Genomic DNA, 15,879 nt, shown 5'->3' with positions numbered 1-15,879 from the left:
TATCGTTCGCGCTGTTGATTCGGGGAGGGCCATGGCAGAGGCGGCCGACGAACTAAGCACGCCGCTTGGGCAGAAGACCGTGGGCAAGACGCGCCGGCTTCGCCTGCCGTTCACGGCGACGCAGGCGTTCGCCGTGCTGCTTGGGCTGGTGCTGGTCGGCTTCGTCGGCATTGCGCTGTTCAACGACAATCCGCTCGGAGGCGAGCCGGTCGCCCATGTCGCACTCCGCAAGGCCGAAACGGTTGCAGGGGCCGACAAGCAGGCGCCGGCCGGCCAGACCGAGCCGACAGCCAAATCCACCACGCCCAAGCCGCCGGTCGCCGCCAGCGACGCCAAGACCGTAACCATCATCGATGGCTCCAGCGGCAAGCACCAGGATGTGGTCATCGGCGCCGGCGATCCCGCCGACAAAACCGACAAGTCCGACGGCGACACGCCGCCCCCGATGATGACGGGCATCGACCAACGTCTGCTGGAAAAATCGCGCTACGGCATGATTCCGGTGGTAGCCGATGGCCTGAAACCCTTCACGGTCTATGCCGCCGACGCCGACCGCGCCAAGGCCGCCAGAATGCCCGTGGTGGCCATTGTCGTCGGCGGCCTCGGCGTCGGCGCCGCCAAGACCGCCGACGCCATCGTGAAGCTGCCACCGGCCGTGACGCTGGCCTTCACCCCCTATGGGGCCGACCCCGGCAAGCTCGCCGAACGCGCCCGGATGCAGCGCCACGAGATCCTGCTGCAGATCCCGATGGAACCGTTCGACTATCCTGACAACGATCCGGGGCCGCAGACCCTGTTGACCTCGCTCAACAGCGAACAGAACCTCGACCGCCTCTATTGGCACCTGAGCCGCCTGCAGGGCTATGCCGGCATCGCCAATTTCATGGGCGCCCGCTTCGTTGCGACCGACCCCGTGATGCAGCCGATCGTCCGCGAGGCGGCCAAGCGCGGCCTTGGTTATTTCGACGACGGTTCCACCCCACGCAGCGTCGCCCAGTCGCTGGCTGCGGGCCAGGCCATGCCGTTCGCCAAGGCCGATTTCACCATCGATGCGGTGCCGACCTCCGCGGAAATCGACCGCACGCTGGTCAAGCTGGAGACGCTTGCCAAGGAACGCGGTACGGCCGTAGGCGTCGCCTCGGCCCTGCCGGTCTCGATCGAGCGGCTGAGTGCCTGGATCAAGACGCTGGACTCCAAGGGCATCATGCTTGTGCCATTGACAACGGCCATGCTCAAATCAAAATCAGGCTAAAGATCAGTTCGTTGGTGCTACTTCAGACCTTGCCGGGGGGCGGGTCGGCGGCCCCAAGAGTGCGAGGTATCGGCGGCATGGCACGTTACGAAGACCTGCCCTATCGGACCTGCGTCGGCATCATGCTCTTGAATGCGGCCGGGCTGGTGTTCATCGGGCGCCGCGCGGGCGGAGTCGAACATGTCGATGACACCCATGTCTGGCAGATGCCGCAAGGCGGCGTCGATCCGGGCGAGGAGACGTTTCAGGCCGCCAGGCGCGAACTCTACGAAGAGACCAGCGTCAAATCGGTGGAGAAGCTCGGCGAGGTCCCGGACTGGCTGATCTATGACATTCCGCGCACCGTCGCAGGGAGGGCCTGGAAGGGCCGCTATCGCGGGCAACGGCAGAAGTGGTTCGCACTGCGCTTCACCGGCAAGGACAACGAGATCAACGTCGCCAATCCCGGCGGCGGACACAAGGCGGAGTTCGTCTCCTGGCGCTGGGAGCCGATGAAGAACCTTCCCGAGCTGATCGTGCCGTTCAAGCGCCCGGTCTATGAGCGCGTGGTGAAGGAGTTCGCCGGACTGGCAGCCCAGTAACGCCGCCATGTCATCGAGCAAACCCTATCGTCCCAACGTGGGTATCGCGCTGTTCAACGCTGCGGGACGCGTGCTGATCGGCCATCGATTCAGGGATGACGGACCGGAGATCGTCCTGCCCGGCCTCGAATGGCAGATGCCGCAAGGCGGCATCGACGAGGGCGAGGACCCGCGTCAGGCCGTCATGCGCGAACTCTGGGAAGAGACCGGGGTGGTCAGCGCCGATTATCTCGGCGAGACCGATTGGATGACCTACGAATTCCCGCCCCATGACGACCCTTCGCACCGGCTGGCGAAATTCCGTGGGCAGCGGCAGAAATGGTTCGCGCTCCGCTTCACCGGACATGACGACGAGATCGATCCGCTGACGCCGCGCAACGGTCAGCCCGCAGAGTTCGATCAATGGCGCTGGGAGCGCCTCGACCATGTCGCCGATCTCGTGGTCCCGTTCCGCCGCGACATCTATCGCGCGGTTGCCGCACACTTTGCGGAATTCGCCGGCTAATCCGGAGCAGGGATGCGCCGCGCCGGCGAGCGCTGACTTGTTCAGATTTTGCTCGTGAAGACGAAGGCCGGCGACGGCCTAATGCATCGCCGTCGCGTTGACCTCGTGCTGGATGCTCTTGAAGTGATCGAGCCGCTCGATCGCATGATCGAGCTCGGAGCCTTCCTTCTCGGAGAGCTTCTCCTGCATTTCGTTGATCGTCTCCGAGAACTTGGCACGATCGAGATCCGCAATCGCGGTGGCGACGTCGGCGAGCACGGTGAGGCCCTTCTCCGACATCTCGGCAAGACCACCAAGCACGATGACCTTCTCGCGCTTTCCGGCGGTGATGATCGTCAGGATGCCCGGACGAATCGTGGCGACGACCGCAGCGTGTCCGGCGAGCACGCCGAAATCGCCTTCCACGCCGGGGACGTCAACCTGATCGACCTCGCCGGAGAAGGAGAGCTTTTCGGGAGAGACGAGATCGAAATGGAAGGTGGCCATGGGGCGCCCGCAGTTCAGACTGGTTTCGACTGGTGAGAGGCGAATAGCGAATGGCGAGTAGCGAATACGCTCGTCATTCTTTCCCTATTCGCCACTCCCTATTCGCCATTCGCGAAGCTTACGCTGCCTCGGCGGCCAGCTTCTTGCCCTTCTCGACGGCTTCTTCGATGGTACCGACCATGTAGAAAGCCGCTTCCGGCAGATGGTCGTACTTGCCGGCACAGAGATCACGGAAGCCCTTGATGGTATCCACGAGGTCGACGAACTTGCCGGGCGAGCCGGTGAAGATTTCGGCGACGTGGAACGGCTGCGACAGGAAGCGCTCGACCTTGCGGGCGCGGGCCACCGTCAGCTTGTCCTCTTCCGACAATTCGTCCATGCCAAGAATGGCGATGATGTCCTGCAGCGACTTGTAGCGTTGCAGGATCTGCTGAACGACACGCGCGGTGTTGTAGTGCTCCTCACCAACGACCAGCGCCGACAGCATGCGCGAAGTCGAGTCGAGCGGATCCACCGCCGGATAGATGCCCTTTTCCGAGATCGCGCGCGACAACACCGTGGTGGCGTCCAAGTGCGCGAACGAGGTGGCGGGCGCCGGGTCGGTCAAATCGTCGGCCGGCACGTAGATCGCCTGCACCGAAGTAATCGAACCCTTCTGGGTGGTGGTGATGCGCTCCTGCAGCGCGCCCATGTCGGTCGCGAGCGTCGGCTGATAGCCCACGGCGCTCGGAATACGGCCGAGCAGCGCCGACACTTCCGAGCCCGCCTGAGTGAAGCGGAAGATGTTGTCGACGAAGAACAGCACGTCCTGGCCCTGGTCGCGGAAATGCTCGGCAACGGTCAAACCGGTGAGGCCGACGCGGGCGCGGGCGCCCGGCGGTTCGTTCATCTGGCCGAACACCAGCGCGCATTTCGACTTCACACTCGGATCCGGATTGTGCGGGTCGGCGTTGACCTTCGATTCGATGAACTCGTGATAGAGGTCGTTGCCTTCGCGGGTGCGCTCGCCGACGCCGGCGAACACCGAGTAACCGCCGTGCGCCTTCGCAACGTTGTTGATCAGCTCCTGAATCAGCACGGTCTTGCCGACGCCGGCGCCGCCGAACAGGCCGATCTTGCCGCCCTTGGCGTAAGGCGCGAGCAGATCGACGACCTTGATGCCGGTGACGAGGATTTCGGCTTCCGTCGACTGATCGGTATAGCTCGGCGCTTCCTGATGGATGGCGCGCAGGCCTTCGGACTCGATCGGACCCGCCTCGTCGATCGGCTCGCCGATGACGTTGATGATGCGGCCAAGCGTGCCTTCACCGACCGGCACCTGGATCGGCGAGCCGGTGTCAGTCACTTCCTGGCCGCGCACCAGACCCTCGGTAATATCCATCGCGATGGTACGCACCGTCGACTCGCCGAGATGCTGCGCGACTTCGAGCACCAGGCGGTTGCCGCCGTTCTTGGTCTCGAGCGCGTTCAGAATCGCCGGAAGGTGGCCTTCGAACTGCACGTCGACCACGGCGCCGGTGACCTGGGTAACGCGACCGTTCTGGTTGGCTGCTGTAGCCATGGACTGTTCTCCTTCGAAAATCTGCCTTAGACCGCCTCAGCGCCGGAGATGATTTCAATCAGCTCCTTCGTGATCTGGGCCTGACGGGTACGGTTGTAGATCAGGGTTTGCTTGCGGATCATCTCGCCGGCGTTCCGCGTAGCGCTGTCCATTGCGCTCATCTGCGCGCCATAGAACGAGGCGTTGTTCTCAAGCAGCGCGCGGAAGACCTGCACCGCGAGGTTGCGCGGCAGCAGGGTACTGAGGATCTCGTCCTCTTCCGGCTCGTACTCATAGGACGTGGAGGGAGCCGCGTTGGCGGCAGGCGCTGCCACTTCCAGCGGGATGATCTGCTGCGCGGTCGGAATCTGCGCGATCACCGACTGGAAGCGCGAATAGAACAGTGTGCAGACATCGAACTCACCGGCTTCGAACCGCGCCAGCACCTTGTTGGCGATGTCCTCGGCGTTGACGAAGCCGAGCTGGCGCACCGAACGCAGGTCGAGATGTTCGACGATCCGCTTTTCGAAGGTTCGCCGCAGCTGCTCGTAGCCCTTGCGGCCGACACAGAAGAACTTGACGTCTTTGCCCTGCGCAATCAGCGACAGCGCGCGCTCGCGCGCCAGGCGCACGATGGCCGAGTTGAAGGCGCCTGACAGGCCGCGCTCGCCGGTGCAGACCAGCAAGAGATGCACCTCGTCCTTGCCCGTGCCCGCCAGCAGCGCCGGCGCGCCGGGCGAACTGGCAGCCGCGGCGGCGATGTTGGAAATCACCGCGTCCATCTTCTCGGCATACGGCCGCGCCGCTTCGGCGGCATTCTGCGCGCGGCGCAGCTTGGAGGCCGCGACCATCTGCATGGCCTTGGTGATCTTCTGCGTCGCCTTGGTTGAGGCGATGCGGACCCGCATGTCTTTCAGTGACGCCATTCTTCGCCCACCCCGGCAATCCGACCGCAGGGGTCAGATCGCAAGCCTCTCCATTCGTCACGTCCGGCCGCAGGCCGGACGGTGTCCCAATTACGCAAAGGTCTTGGCGAAGCCATCGACCACCGACTTCAGCTTGGCGGCGGTGTCGTCAGACAGATCGCGGCTCTCGCGAATCGCGTTGAGGATTTCGACGTTCTTGCCCCGCAGCAGCGACAACAGGCCGTCCTCGAACGCCTTCACCTTGTTGAGCGGCAGCGGGTCGAGATAGCCGTTGGTGCCGGCCCAGATCACGCAAACCTGCTCTTCCATCTTCAGCGGCGAGAACTGCGGCTGCTTCAACAGCTCGGTCAGGCGCGAGCCGCGGTTGAGCAGGCGCTGGGTCGAGGCGTCGAGATCGGAGCCGAACTGCGCGAACGCCGCCATTTCGCGGTACTGCGCGAGCTCGCCCTTGATCTTGCCGGCGACCTTCTTGGTCGCCTTGGTCTGCGCCGACGAACCGACGCGCGACACCGACAGACCGACGTTCACCGCGGGACGGATGCCCTGGAAGAACAAATCGGTCTCCAGGAAGATCTGGCCATCGGTGATCGAAATCACGTTGGTAGGAATGTAGGCCGACACGTCGTTGGCCTGGGTTTCGATGACCGGCAGCGCCGTCAGCGAACCCAAACCATGGTCCTTGTTGAGCTTGGCGGCACGCTCGAGCAGGCGGGAATGCAGGTAGAACACGTCGCCCGGATAGGCTTCGCGGCCCGGCGGCCGGCGCAGCAGCAGCGACATCTGGCGGTAAGCGACGGCCTGCTTGGACAGATCGTCATAGATGATCACGGCATGCATGCCGTTGTCGCGGAAGTACTCGCCCATAGTGCAGGCGGTGAACGGCGCGATGTACTGCATCGGCGCCGGATCGGACGCGGTGGCCGCGACGATGATCGAGTATTCCAGCGCGCCCTGCTCTTCGAGCACCTTGACGAACTGCGCGACGGTGGAGCGCTTCTGGCCGATCGCGACGTAGACGCAATACAGCTTGAGGTTCTCGTCCGGCTGAGCGTTGAGCGACTTCTGATTCAGGATGGTGTCGAGCGCGATCGCGGTCTTGCCGGTCTGGCGGTCGCCGATGATCAGCTCGCGCTGGCCGCGGCCGATCGGGATCAGCGCATCGATCGCCTTCAGGCCGGTGGCCATCGGCTCGTTCACCGACTTGCGCGGAATGATGCCGGGCGCCTTGACGTCGACGCGCTTGCGTTCGGTGGCCTGGATCGGCCCCTTGCCGTCGATCGGGTTGCCGAGCGCGTCGACGACGCGGCCGAGCAGCCCCTTGCCGATCGGCGCATCCACGATGGCGCGGGTCCGCTTGACGGTCTGGCCTTCCTTGATCTCGCGGTCGCCACCGAAGATCACGATACCGACGTTGTCGGTTTCGAGGTTCAGCGCCATGCCGCGCGTGCCGTTCTCGAACTCGACCATTTCGCCGGCCTGGACGTTGTCGAGGCCGTAGACGCGGGCGATACCGTCACCGACCGACAGCACCTGTCCAACTTCAGTGACCTCGGCTTCCTGGCCGAAATTCTTGATCTGGTCCTTGAGGATCGCGGAAATTTCCGCGGCGCGGATGTCCATCAGCCTGCCTCTTTCATCGCGTTCTTGATCGAATTGAGTTTGGTGCGAAGCGAACTATCCACCATGCGGCTGCCGAGCTTGACCACCAGGCCACCGATAATGGAGGGATCGACTTTCACGTTGAGCGCGACGTCTTTGCCCGTCACTGATTTCAGTGCGGTCTTCAGCGCGTCGAGATTCTTGTCATTTAGCGGTTCGGCAACGGTGACTTCGGCGGTCGCCTCACCCTTGAACTTTGCCACCAGCGCGCGATAGGCCCGGATCACGTCGGTCACGGCAAACAGCCGGCGATTGGCCGTGAGCACCTTCAGGAATTTTGCCGAGATACCGGAGATTCCGGCCTTGTCGAGCACCGCGGTCAGAGCCCTCAACTGGGCCTCCGCCGAGAACACCGGGCTGCGCACGAGACGGCTGAGGTCGGCACTCTCGGTAAGCAAGGCCTCGAATCGCTCGAGATCGGCCTTCACTTCATCGACGGATTTTTCGTCGCGCGCCAACTCGAACAAGGCCGTTGCATAACGACCGGACACTCCCGAAACGGACGGATCTTCAGCAGCCACGAGCTCGCTCTTTTTGCTGTCAAACTCGCAAGGGAAAAACCGTCGCCACCAAAGCAGCGCCTAGCGATCCAAGCCCTTGGAATTCAAGCGGGACTTCGATTTTCGACCGGCACAGGACGTGCCGGGATCGTTAAAATCGCGGCTTTGCTAACATAGCATACGCGCAGGTGCAACATGACGGCAGTGTCGGCCCTGCCTTGTCGCATGGGCTTTTTGGCGAGCCTCGTCACCGACCGAATCAAGAAATTCTGTGCGCGGGAATTTGCCGTCGCGTCTCCGGCTTTCATCCGATCCGGATTGGTTCCAGCAAAAATTTGCATGAGGCCATGAGCGAACCCGCGGGAACCAAACGCGGGTCTCGAACTCCATTTGGCGATTACTTACCGAAAACTTATCATCGCTCCACTAATCAGTATTGGTAAGTATTGTATTGGTTAAAAATTAGTTAACGGCCAATATTACGGAACCTCGTTTGAATACCCCGCGGGGTAACAAGATGTTTCAACCGGAGACAATCCGGAATTACTGCCCAATTCACGCCTCATTGCGCAACCAAACGGCCCCGGTCAACTGCGGGACGGGGGTTCCACTTGTCGCATTCGCGGCAATACTGTCTGAGGGTCTTAATCTATGGCGAATATCAAGAAAGCGCTGGGAAATGTAACCCAGTCGCGCACGGCGGTTGCTTTTGTTGCCGCAACTCTCCTGGTCGGCGGCAGCGTCACTGAGGCGTCCGCAAAGTCCAGGCACCACCATCATCGCTACCATCACCATCATCGCGCCGAGGCCGAGGGGTCGTCCTGGCGGGATGCCAATGCTTCGATCGCCCAGCCGACCGGCGGCGGCCACACGTTCTCGGGAATGGCTTCCTTTTACGGCAATGAATCCGGCAGCCGCACCGCTTCCGGCCAGCACTTCAACCAGAATGCCATGACGGCGGCCCATCGATCGCTGCCCTTCGGCACCAAGCTCCGCGTCACCCATGGTGGCCACAGCGTCGTCGTCACCATCAACGATCGCGGCCCGTTCGTCCGCGGCCGCGTGCTCGACCTCTCCACCGGCGCAGCCCGCGCCATCGGCCTGACCGGAGCCGGCGTCGGCCGCGTCACCGCCGAGGTCGTCTCCTAAGACGTTCCTGACGCCGTTTTCCGCTCAATCTGTTCGGTAAGCGTTGCGTAGCGTAACGGTCGCGAAGTCTCTTTCGCGCTCCAAAGGCCTGCCGTCGCAAATGACGGCAGGCTTTTCTGTTTACAGAAAGCTCTGCGGATCGACGTCGACCTCGAGCTTCAGATTGCCCTTGGTCTTGGGACCTACCGCCAGCCAATCGCGCAAATATTGCGACAGGTCGACATTGCGCAGCGACTTCACCAGCAGGCGGAAGCGATACCGCCCCTTGATCACCGCAAGCGGCGCTTCGGCGGGGCCGAGCACCTGGATCCGCTCGTCGAGTGGCGCGACGGCGGCAAGCTTGCGCGCAAAGCCTTCGGCCGTGGGACGGTCGCCGGCAGAGATGATCAGGCTCGCCAGCCGGCCGAACGGCGGATAGCCGGTGCGTTCCCGGATATCGATCTCGCTGGCGTAAAACGCCTCGCGGTCGTTCGCGATCAACGCCTTCATCACGGGATGCTCAGGCTGATGGGTCTGCAAATAGCCAACACCGCGACCCTGATCGCGGCCGGCCCGACCGATCACCTGGTTCAGGAGCTGGAACGTCCGCTCGGCGGCGCGCGGATCGCCATTGCTTAAACCCAGATCGGCGTCGACCACGCCGACCAGATTGAGCCGCGGAAAATTATGCCCCTTCGCCACCAGCTGCGTGCCGATGATGATATCGACGCGTCCCGCGGCGATCTCATTCAACTCGCTGCGCATGGTCTCGATCGAGGTGATCAGATCGCTCGACAGCACCATGGTGCGGGCCTCGGGAAAGATGCTGGCCGCCTCCTCCTGCAGACGCTCGACGCCGGGGCCGACGGCGGCCAGCGATTCCTCCGCGGCGCAATGCGGACAGATGTTCGGGCGCGGCATCGAGAAGCCGCAATGGTGACAGACCAGCCGCTGGCGGAAGCGATGATCGACCAGCCAGGCGTCGCAGATCGTGCAGGCAAAGCGATGGCCGCAGGCGCGGCACAGCGTCAGCGGCGCATAGCCGCGGCGGTTGAGAAACAACAGCGCCTGTTCGCGGCGCTCGATCGCGTAACGGATCTGCTCGGCGAGCGGCGGCGAGATGAAACGGCCGCGCGGCGGCGGCGCGCGGCGCATATCGATCGCCTCGATATGCGGCATGTGCTGGCCGCCGAACCGCGACGGCAGCGCGACGCGCTGGTAGCGTCCCTTGCGCGCATTGACCTCGCTTTCGACCGACGGCGTGGCGGAGGCCAGTATGATCGGGATTTTCGCGATATGCGCTCGGACCACCGCCATGTCGCGTGCGTGATAATGCGCGCCCTCGTCCTGCTTGTAGGCCTGATCGTGCTCCTCATCGACGATGATGAGCCCGAGATCGGCATAGGGCAGGAACAGCGCCGAGCGGGCCCCGATCACGACCGGCGCCTTGCCTTCCGAGATCGCCGCCCAGTTCCGCGCACGCGTGCGCGGCGTCAGCTCCGAGTGCCATTCAAGCGGCCGCACGCCGAAACGTTGCGCGAAGCGATCGAGGAATTGGCCGGTCAGCGCGATTTCCGGCATCAGAATCAGCGACTGTTTGCCGCAGCGGATGTTTTCGGCGATCGCCTCGAAATAGACCTCGGTTTTGCCGGAGCCGGTGACGCCATCAAGCAGTGCGACATGGAAGCTGCCGCTCGCCGCCAATGTCCGCATCGCGTCGACCGCACTGCGTTGCTCGCGCGAGAAATCCGGTTGCATGTAGGACGGATCCGGAGGCGGCGGTGCCGGCGGTGGCGGCATCGCCTCGACCATCAGCGTGCCCTCGTCGACCAGGCCGTCGACCACGCCGGAACTGACGCCGGCCTCCCGCGCCGCCTCCGACTTGCCGTGCAACAGCCCGTCCGACAGCACGTCGATCAACCGCCGCCGCGCCGGCGTCAGGCGCCGCGGCGGCTCGCCGACCAGGCGCACACCGAGGCGGGTGCGCTCGGGCCCGAGATTCTCGCCCATGCGCAACGACATCCGCAGCACCATGCCACGGGCCGACAACGTGTAATTGGATACCCAATCGACGAGCTGGCGCAGTTCCGCCCGCAACGGCGGTACATCGAGCTTCTCGCCGACATCCTTGAGCCGATTGTGCAGCCGTGGGTCGGGATTCGCATTCTCCGCCCACACCACCGCGACGACCTCGCGCGGCCCCAGCGGCACGCAGATCACGTCGCCCGGCGCGAGCTCCATGCCGCGCGGGACGCGGTAGGAATAGGTCTGGTTCAGTGCGACTGGCACCAGCACATCGACGATTCGAGTCGCCGATGTGGAGGCCGTGCTGCTGCGCGTGGTGTGGTCCATAGGATAAGAACTTTGACGCTTCGTGGCCTTAGCGAACGGTAAACGAAAGAAGTGCGATATAATCAGGAGAATCGCAGGACCAACAGTCCCAAGACTTGGATATCAAGACGCGGACATGACCCGGACAGACCAGCCGATTCAAGCGGTCGAACTCGACTGCGCCGACGAGACCGTCACGCTTCAGATGACGCGCTGGCTGTCGCACCTGCGCGCCGAGCGGCGGCTGTCGCCGAAGACGCTGGAGGCCTATGCCCGCGACGTCCGCCAATGCCTGGCCTTCCTGGCCGAACATTGGGGCACACGGGTCACGCTTGCGGCCTTTGCGGCGCTTGAGGCCACCGATGTTCGCGCCTTCATGGCGATGCGGCGCGCTGAGGAAATCGGCGGGCGATCGCTGATGCGGGCGCTGGCCGGCTTGCGCTCGTTCGGGCGCTTCCTGGAACGCGAGGGCAAGGGCAAGGTCGGCGCGCTCTCCGCCATTCGTGCGCCAAAGGTCGCCAAGAGCCTGCCGAAGCCGATCCATATGGAAGCGGCAAAACGCTTCACCGATGCCGACGAGCGCGCCGGTGAAACGCGGGAGACCTGGATCCTCGCACGCGACGCCGCCGTCATGGCGCTGCTCTATGGTTCGGGCTTACGCATCTCCGAAGCGCTGGGACTGAAGCGCCGCGACGTGCCGAAACCCGGGGAAGGCGACGTGCTCATCGTGACCGGCAAGGGCAACAAGACCCGCATGGTGCCGGTGCTGCAGAACGTGCTGCAACTGATCGCCGACTACGCCGCGATCTGCCCGCACTCGTTGCCGCCGACCGGCCCGATGTTTGTCGGCGCACGTGGCGGTCCCTTAAGCCCGCGAATCATCCAGCTCACGATGGAACGGTTGCGCGGCGCGCTCGGCTTGCCCGACAGCGCGACGCCGCATGCGCTGCGGCACTCCTTTGCCACGCACCTGCTCAGCCGCGGCGGCGACTTGCGCGCGATCCAGGAATTGCTCGGTCACGCGTCGCTGTCGACGACGCAGATCTACACCGGCATCGACAGCGAACGCCTGCTCGCAGTCTACCGCTCCGCGCATCCGCGCGGCTGACCGGCGCGTCGAACGCCGACGCCGTTCCTGTTCATCCAGCCGCCATAAACGATCCGCCCCTTGCGTTGAAGGCCGCATTCGGCAATCGTGCCCCGGTCTCATCCGGAGGGGGAATCATGAGCGCACATGAGAGTATGGAGCACGCGGAGCATGCCGAGCATGCGTCCAGCGAGAACAGGAAGATCGCACTGCTGATCGCCGTCATTGCGCTGTGCTTGGCGCTGTCGGAAACGCTCGGCAAGGGCGCGCAGACTGAATCGATCAGCAAGAATGTCGAGGCCTCCAACCTCTGGGCCTTCTTCCAGGCCAAGAGCATCCGCCGCACCAACGTGCAGACCGCGGCCGAGCAGGGCAAGCTCAGCCTCACCACCGCGATGGACGATGCGACCAAGGCGGCGCTACAGAAGCAGATCGACAGCTGGCAGAAGACCGCGGCGCGCTATCGTTCGGAGCCGGAAACCGGCGAGGGTCAGGACCAGCTGTCCGAGCGCGCCAAGCACGCCGAGGAGGAGCGCGATCTCGCAACGGCGAAATATCACCATTTCGAACTCGCCTCCGCCGCCTTTCAGATCGGCATCGTGCTGGCTTCCGCGACCATCATCACGGGCATCGCGGCATTGGCCTGGGTGTCGGGCATCCTGACACTTGCGGGCATTGCAATGACGGTGCTGGGCATCTTCCAGCCGCATCTCCTGCCACTGCACTAGAGCGTTTTCATGGTTGGTGACGATAACCGGCATCGGCGAGAAAGTTCAGGCATTCTGTTGGCGAGAAGCGGGTAAGGGCGTCGGCGATTGCGTTGTCGAGGGCTTCGAGAGTTCGTGCGCCTGCCTTGCGCAGCAGGGACTTTAATTTGGCGAAGAACTGCTCGATCGGATTGAGGTCCGGGCTGTATGGCGGCAGATAGCGCAACATCGCACCGGCCGCCTCAATGGCTTCGCGGACGCCCCTGACCTTGTGGCTCGACAGATTGTCCATCACGACAATGTCGCCCGACCGCAGCGTCGGAACGAGGAACTGCTCGACCCAGGCGAGGAATGTCTCGCCGTTCATCGGGCCGTCGAAGACGCACGGCGCGGTCATGCCGTCCTGGCGCAAAGCTCCGACGAAGGTGGTTGTTTTCCAATGGCCGTGCGGGACTGTGCAAACGAGCCTCTTGCCGCGCGCGCAGCGGCCGTAAAGCCGGGTCATTTTGGTGGACGCGCCGCTCTCGTCGATGAAGACCAGGCGCTCCGGGCTCAATTCCGCCTGACCGGCGCGCCATTCCACACGCGCCTCGGCGACATCGGCCCGATCTTGCTCCGCAGCTCTCAGTGACTTTTTTTGAGCGTCAGGCCGAGCTGGCGCAGGCGCTTCCACAAGCAGCCGATACTGACCTTCACGTCGTGCGTGGCCAGCAGCCACGCCCGGATCTCCTCCAGCGTGGCGTCTGGCTTGTGCACGATCCGCTGGCGCAGCGCTTCATCGTGAGCAGCAAGTTTCGGAGCCGGCCCGCGGCCCGACGGGCGAGCCGTCGTCTCGCCAGTCGCCCGCCAACGCCCCAGCGCCTTGTAAATGTAGGAAACGCTGACCCGCAGCAGCGGCGCTGCCTGATACGCTCCCATTCCGCCGTCGACGACGGAAATGACCCGTTCACGCAAATCTTGAGAATAAGGTGCTCCCATCAAAGCCTCCGCCTCGAATCAATGCGGAAACTGAATCATGGAGCAACCGCGCTGGGAATCCTCCGATTCCACCAATTGTGAAAATGCTCTAGAGCATTTTCGGTTCTGATTGAATCAGAACCGAAGCTCTAGATTCTTGTTTTGACGCGTTTTCTTCACGCGAACCGGCGTCCACTTCGCTCGAAGACGCTCTAGGTCTGGAAGAGCGGCGCGCGCCGCTCGATATGCAATCAGCGCGCCTGATGCACGCTTTTGCGGAAGCGCGCAATCAGGCGCAGCATGCGCGCCGACCAGCCGTCACCATCGCCGCGCACGATCTCGAGGAGGCGCTGCTTGACCGGCTCGACCATGGCGGAGGCCTTGGCGCGCATCGACATCACGAAATTATAGAGCGCCTCGAACCAGGGCATCTGCAACAGCTTCGGCCGTGTCACGTCGAAAATGAAGGCGGTGACACCGACGCCGAGGAGTTTCGCGAATAGGATCGTCGAGATCGCGGCGAGCCAGTATTCGTGGGTCAGCAGCCACAGCCCGACCAGCTTGAGCGGAAACAGCGGAACGATCGGAACGACGAACACGATCAACGTCATCGCCGGCGACAGCGTGTCGACCCGCTCGGCCAGCCATTGCTTGAACGCGCGCAGCGGGATCCACGCCACGGCTCGCGCCACGATTGGCTCAAGGTGATCCCATAGCCAAGCCTCGATCAGGAAAATGATCGCAAGCAGTATCCAGAACGGCTGAAGCAGGCGGCGCAGCATCGATGTCATCTCTACCCGGCGGACGCCGGACATCGATCACATATGGATGGCGCGTTTGCCCACCGCAAGCGCGGCTTCCTTGATCGCTTCCGACCGGGTCGGATGAGCGTGGCAGGTGCGCGCGAGATCTTCGGCTGAACCGCCGAATTCCATCAGAACGCAGGCTTCGTGGATCATTTCACCGGCTTCGCGGCCGATAATATGCACCCCGAGCACCCGATCGGTCTTCGCATCTGCGAGAACCTTCACGAAGCCGTCGGTGGTCTGGTTGACCTTGGAGCGGCCGTTCGCGGTGAAGGGAAACTTGCCGACAGTATAGGCGACGCCTGCCTGCTTGAGCTCTTCCTCGGTCTTGCCGACCGACGACACTTCCGGCGTGGTATACACAACGCCTGGAATAACGTCGTAGTTCACGTGGCCGGCCAGGCCCGCGATGGTCTCCGCGCAGGCAACGCCTTCGTCTTCCGCCTTGTGCGCCAGCATCGGGCCCGCGACAACGTCGCCGATCGCGTAGACGCCTTTCAGATTGGTCGAGAAGTGCGCGTCGATCTCGACGCGGCCGCGATTGTCGAGCGCAACACCGGCTTCCTTGAGCCCAAGGCCCTCGGTGTAGGGCACGCGGCCGATGCAGACCAGCACGACGTCGGCTTCGAACGTCTCGGCGGCTCCGCCCGCGGCGGGCTCAACCTTGACCGACAGTGTCTTGCCTGACGTATCGACCGAAGTGACCTTGGCGCCCAGCTTGAAGACGAAACCCTGCTTCTCGAGCAGGCGCTGGAATTGCTTAGCGATCTCGCCATCCATGCCGGGCAGGATGCGATCGAGAAATTCGACGACAGTGACTTGCGCACCGAGGCGATGCCAGACCGAGCCGAGTTCGAGCCCGATGATGCCGGCGCCGACGATCAAGAGCTTCGAAGGCACTTTCTCGAGCGACAGCGCTCCGGTCGACGATACGATGCGCTTCTCGTCGATATCGATTCCCTTCAGCCGCGCGATGTCGGAGCCGCTGGCGATCACGATGTTCTTGGTCTCGACGATCTCGGTCTTGCCGTCACCCGAGACTTCGACCTTGCCGGTCCCGAGGATCTTGCCGGTGCCCTTGAGCACGTCGATCTTGTTCTTCTTCATCAGGAAATCGACGCCCTTGACGTTGCCGTCAATGCCCTGCTGCTTGAAGTTCATCATCGCCGGCAGATCGAGCTTCGGCGCCGAGACGCTGACACCCATCTTCGCGAAAGTATGCGCGGCTTCCTCGAACATATCGGAGGCATGCAGCAGCGCCTTCGACGGCATGCAGCCGACATTGAGACAGGTGCCGCCGAGCGTTGCGTTCTTCTCGACCACCGCGACCTTCATGCCGAGCTGCGCCGCGCGTATCGCGCAGACGTAGCCGCCAGGTCCGGTGCCGATGACGACGAGATCGTAAGAAGCCATG

The 15,879-nt window shown here is 63.4% G+C and carries 15 protein-coding genes; 6 read left to right on the top strand and 9 right to left on the bottom strand.

Features of this window, described 5'->3' with window-relative positions:
* Positions 1–31: 31 nt before the first annotated feature.
* The 3 genes from ACP2YO_RS02420 (at position 32) to ACP2YO_RS02410 (ending at position 2,338) form a co-directional block, all read left to right on the top strand.
* Positions 32–1,252, top strand: coding sequence for a divergent polysaccharide deacetylase family protein (locus ACP2YO_RS02420; RefSeq protein WP_426438717.1), 1,221 nt, complete (start codon positions 32–34; stop codon positions 1,250–1,252).
* A gap of 77 nt (positions 1,253–1,329) precedes the next feature.
* Complete coding sequence (locus tag ACP2YO_RS02415; RefSeq protein ID WP_426438715.1) at positions 1,330–1,833, top strand: RNA pyrophosphohydrolase; 504 nt, start codon at positions 1,330–1,332, stop codon at positions 1,831–1,833.
* Between the two features lie 7 nt (positions 1,834–1,840).
* Positions 1,841–2,338: an RNA pyrophosphohydrolase gene (locus tag ACP2YO_RS02410; protein ID WP_426438713.1), complete on the top strand. Its 498-nt coding sequence runs from the start codon at positions 1,841–1,843 to the stop codon at positions 2,336–2,338.
* A gap of 78 nt (positions 2,339–2,416) precedes the next feature.
* On the opposite strand, the gene ACP2YO_RS02405 is transcribed toward ACP2YO_RS02410, so the two are convergent.
* The 5 genes from ACP2YO_RS02405 to ACP2YO_RS02385 form a co-directional block, all read right to left on the bottom strand.
* The gene (locus ACP2YO_RS02405; protein ID WP_426438711.1) at positions 2,417–2,824 is read right to left on the bottom strand and encodes a F0F1 ATP synthase subunit epsilon; all 408 of its coding nucleotides are present in this window, start codon (positions 2,822–2,824) and stop codon (positions 2,417–2,419) included.
* Between the two features lie 118 nt (positions 2,825–2,942).
* Positions 2,943–4,385: a F0F1 ATP synthase subunit beta gene (gene atpD, locus ACP2YO_RS02400; RefSeq protein ID WP_426438709.1), complete on the bottom strand. Its 1,443-nt coding sequence runs from the start codon at positions 4,383–4,385 to the stop codon at positions 2,943–2,945.
* A 26-nt stretch (positions 4,386–4,411) separates the two neighbouring features.
* A complete protein-coding gene (locus ACP2YO_RS02395; protein ID WP_426438707.1) occupies positions 4,412–5,290 on the bottom strand; it encodes a F0F1 ATP synthase subunit gamma in 879 nt (292 codons plus the stop codon).
* 90 nt (positions 5,291–5,380) lie between these two features.
* The gene (atpA, locus tag ACP2YO_RS02390) at positions 5,381–6,910 is read right to left on the bottom strand and encodes a F0F1 ATP synthase subunit alpha (RefSeq protein ID WP_426438705.1); all 1,530 of its coding nucleotides are present in this window, start codon (positions 6,908–6,910) and stop codon (positions 5,381–5,383) included.
* Positions 6,910–7,470 (bottom strand): F0F1 ATP synthase subunit delta, encoded by a 561-nt coding sequence (locus ACP2YO_RS02385; protein ID WP_426438703.1) that lies wholly within the window; start codon positions 7,468–7,470, stop codon positions 6,910–6,912. Before ACP2YO_RS02385 ends, atpA begins: the two co-directional genes overlap by 1 nt.
* A 630-nt stretch (positions 7,471–8,100) precedes the next feature.
* Between ACP2YO_RS02385 and ACP2YO_RS02380 the strand changes: the two genes are divergently transcribed.
* Complete coding sequence (locus ACP2YO_RS02380) at positions 8,101–8,598, top strand: septal ring lytic transglycosylase RlpA family protein (protein ID WP_426438701.1); 498 nt, start codon at positions 8,101–8,103, stop codon at positions 8,596–8,598.
* A 120-nt stretch (positions 8,599–8,718) separates the two neighbouring features.
* On the opposite strand, the gene ACP2YO_RS02375 is transcribed toward ACP2YO_RS02380, so the two are convergent.
* Positions 8,719–10,929, bottom strand: coding sequence for a primosomal protein N' (locus ACP2YO_RS02375; protein WP_426438699.1), 2,211 nt, complete (start codon positions 10,927–10,929; stop codon positions 8,719–8,721).
* A gap of 115 nt (positions 10,930–11,044) precedes the next feature.
* On the opposite strand from ACP2YO_RS02375, the gene ACP2YO_RS02370 reads away from it, so the two are divergent.
* The gene (locus ACP2YO_RS02370) at positions 11,045–12,016 is read left to right on the top strand and encodes a tyrosine recombinase XerC (RefSeq protein ID WP_426438697.1); all 972 of its coding nucleotides are present in this window, start codon (positions 11,045–11,047) and stop codon (positions 12,014–12,016) included.
* A 116-nt stretch (positions 12,017–12,132) separates the two neighbouring features.
* Entirely contained in the window at positions 12,133–12,723 is a 591-nt protein-coding gene (locus ACP2YO_RS02365) for a DUF4337 domain-containing protein (RefSeq protein WP_426438695.1), read from the top strand.
* A 7-nt stretch (positions 12,724–12,730) separates the two neighbouring features.
* Here ACP2YO_RS02365 and ACP2YO_RS02360 read toward each other — a convergent pair.
* The 3 genes from ACP2YO_RS02360 to lpdA all read right to left on the bottom strand — a co-directional run bounded on the left by ACP2YO_RS02360 (position 12,731) and on the right by lpdA (position 15,878).
* Positions 12,731–13,680 (bottom strand): IS630 family transposase gene (locus ACP2YO_RS02360; protein WP_426435017.1). Its coding sequence is split into 2 segments (ribosomal slippage): positions 12,731–13,344 and positions 13,344–13,680, totalling 951 coding nucleotides; the frame shifts between segments, so codons are not numbered across the junction.
* 230 nt (positions 13,681–13,910) lie between these two features.
* A complete protein-coding gene (locus ACP2YO_RS02355) occupies positions 13,911–14,441 on the bottom strand; it encodes a hypothetical protein (RefSeq protein ID WP_426438694.1) in 531 nt (176 codons plus the stop codon).
* 36 nt (positions 14,442–14,477) lie between these two features.
* Positions 14,478–15,878: a dihydrolipoyl dehydrogenase gene (gene lpdA / locus ACP2YO_RS02350; protein WP_426438692.1), complete on the bottom strand. Its 1,401-nt coding sequence runs from the start codon at positions 15,876–15,878 to the stop codon at positions 14,478–14,480.
* Between the last annotated feature and the right edge of the window lies 1 nt (position 15,879).

The sequence above is a fragment of the Bradyrhizobium genosp. P genome, assembly GCF_049949265.1.
Lineage (GTDB): Bacteria > Pseudomonadota > Alphaproteobacteria > Rhizobiales > Xanthobacteraceae > Bradyrhizobium.
Note: the sequence above shows the minus strand (reverse complement) of the source record. Positions and strands in the feature narration are given on the sequence as shown.

Excerpts from the sequence above, each read along its gene's own strand:
- ACP2YO_RS02420 (WP_426438717.1), top strand. The coding sequence starts at position 32 with ATGGCAGAGGCGGCCGACGAACTAAGCACGCCGCTTGGGCAGAAGACC.
- ACP2YO_RS02415 (WP_426438715.1), top strand. The coding sequence starts at position 1,330 with ATGGCACGTTACGAAGACCTGCCCTATCGGACCTGCGTCGGCATCATG.
- ACP2YO_RS02410 (WP_426438713.1), top strand. The coding sequence starts at position 1,841 with ATGTCATCGAGCAAACCCTATCGTCCCAACGTGGGTATCGCGCTGTTC.
- ACP2YO_RS02405 (WP_426438711.1), bottom strand. The coding sequence starts at position 2,824 with ATGGCCACCTTCCATTTCGATCTCGTCTCTCCCGAAAAGCTCTCCTTC.
- atpD (WP_426438709.1), bottom strand. The coding sequence starts at position 4,385 with ATGGCTACAGCAGCCAACCAGAACGGTCGCGTTACCCAGGTCACCGGC.
- ACP2YO_RS02395 (WP_426438707.1), bottom strand. The coding sequence starts at position 5,290 with ATGGCGTCACTGAAAGACATGCGGGTCCGCATCGCCTCAACCAAGGCG.
- atpA (WP_426438705.1), bottom strand. The coding sequence starts at position 6,910 with ATGGACATCCGCGCCGCGGAAATTTCCGCGATCCTCAAGGACCAGATC.
- ACP2YO_RS02380 (WP_426438701.1), top strand. The coding sequence starts at position 8,101 with ATGGCGAATATCAAGAAAGCGCTGGGAAATGTAACCCAGTCGCGCACG.
- ACP2YO_RS02375 (WP_426438699.1), bottom strand. The coding sequence starts at position 10,929 with ATGGACCACACCACGCGCAGCAGCACGGCCTCCACATCGGCGACTCGA.
- ACP2YO_RS02370 (WP_426438697.1), top strand. The coding sequence starts at position 11,045 with ATGACCCGGACAGACCAGCCGATTCAAGCGGTCGAACTCGACTGCGCC.
- ACP2YO_RS02365 (WP_426438695.1), top strand. The coding sequence starts at position 12,133 with ATGAGCGCACATGAGAGTATGGAGCACGCGGAGCATGCCGAGCATGCG.
- ACP2YO_RS02355 (WP_426438694.1), bottom strand. The coding sequence starts at position 14,441 with ATGCTGCGCCGCCTGCTTCAGCCGTTCTGGATACTGCTTGCGATCATT.
- lpdA (WP_426438692.1), bottom strand. The coding sequence starts at position 15,878 with ATGGCTTCTTACGATCTCGTCGTCATCGGCACCGGACCTGGCGGCTAC.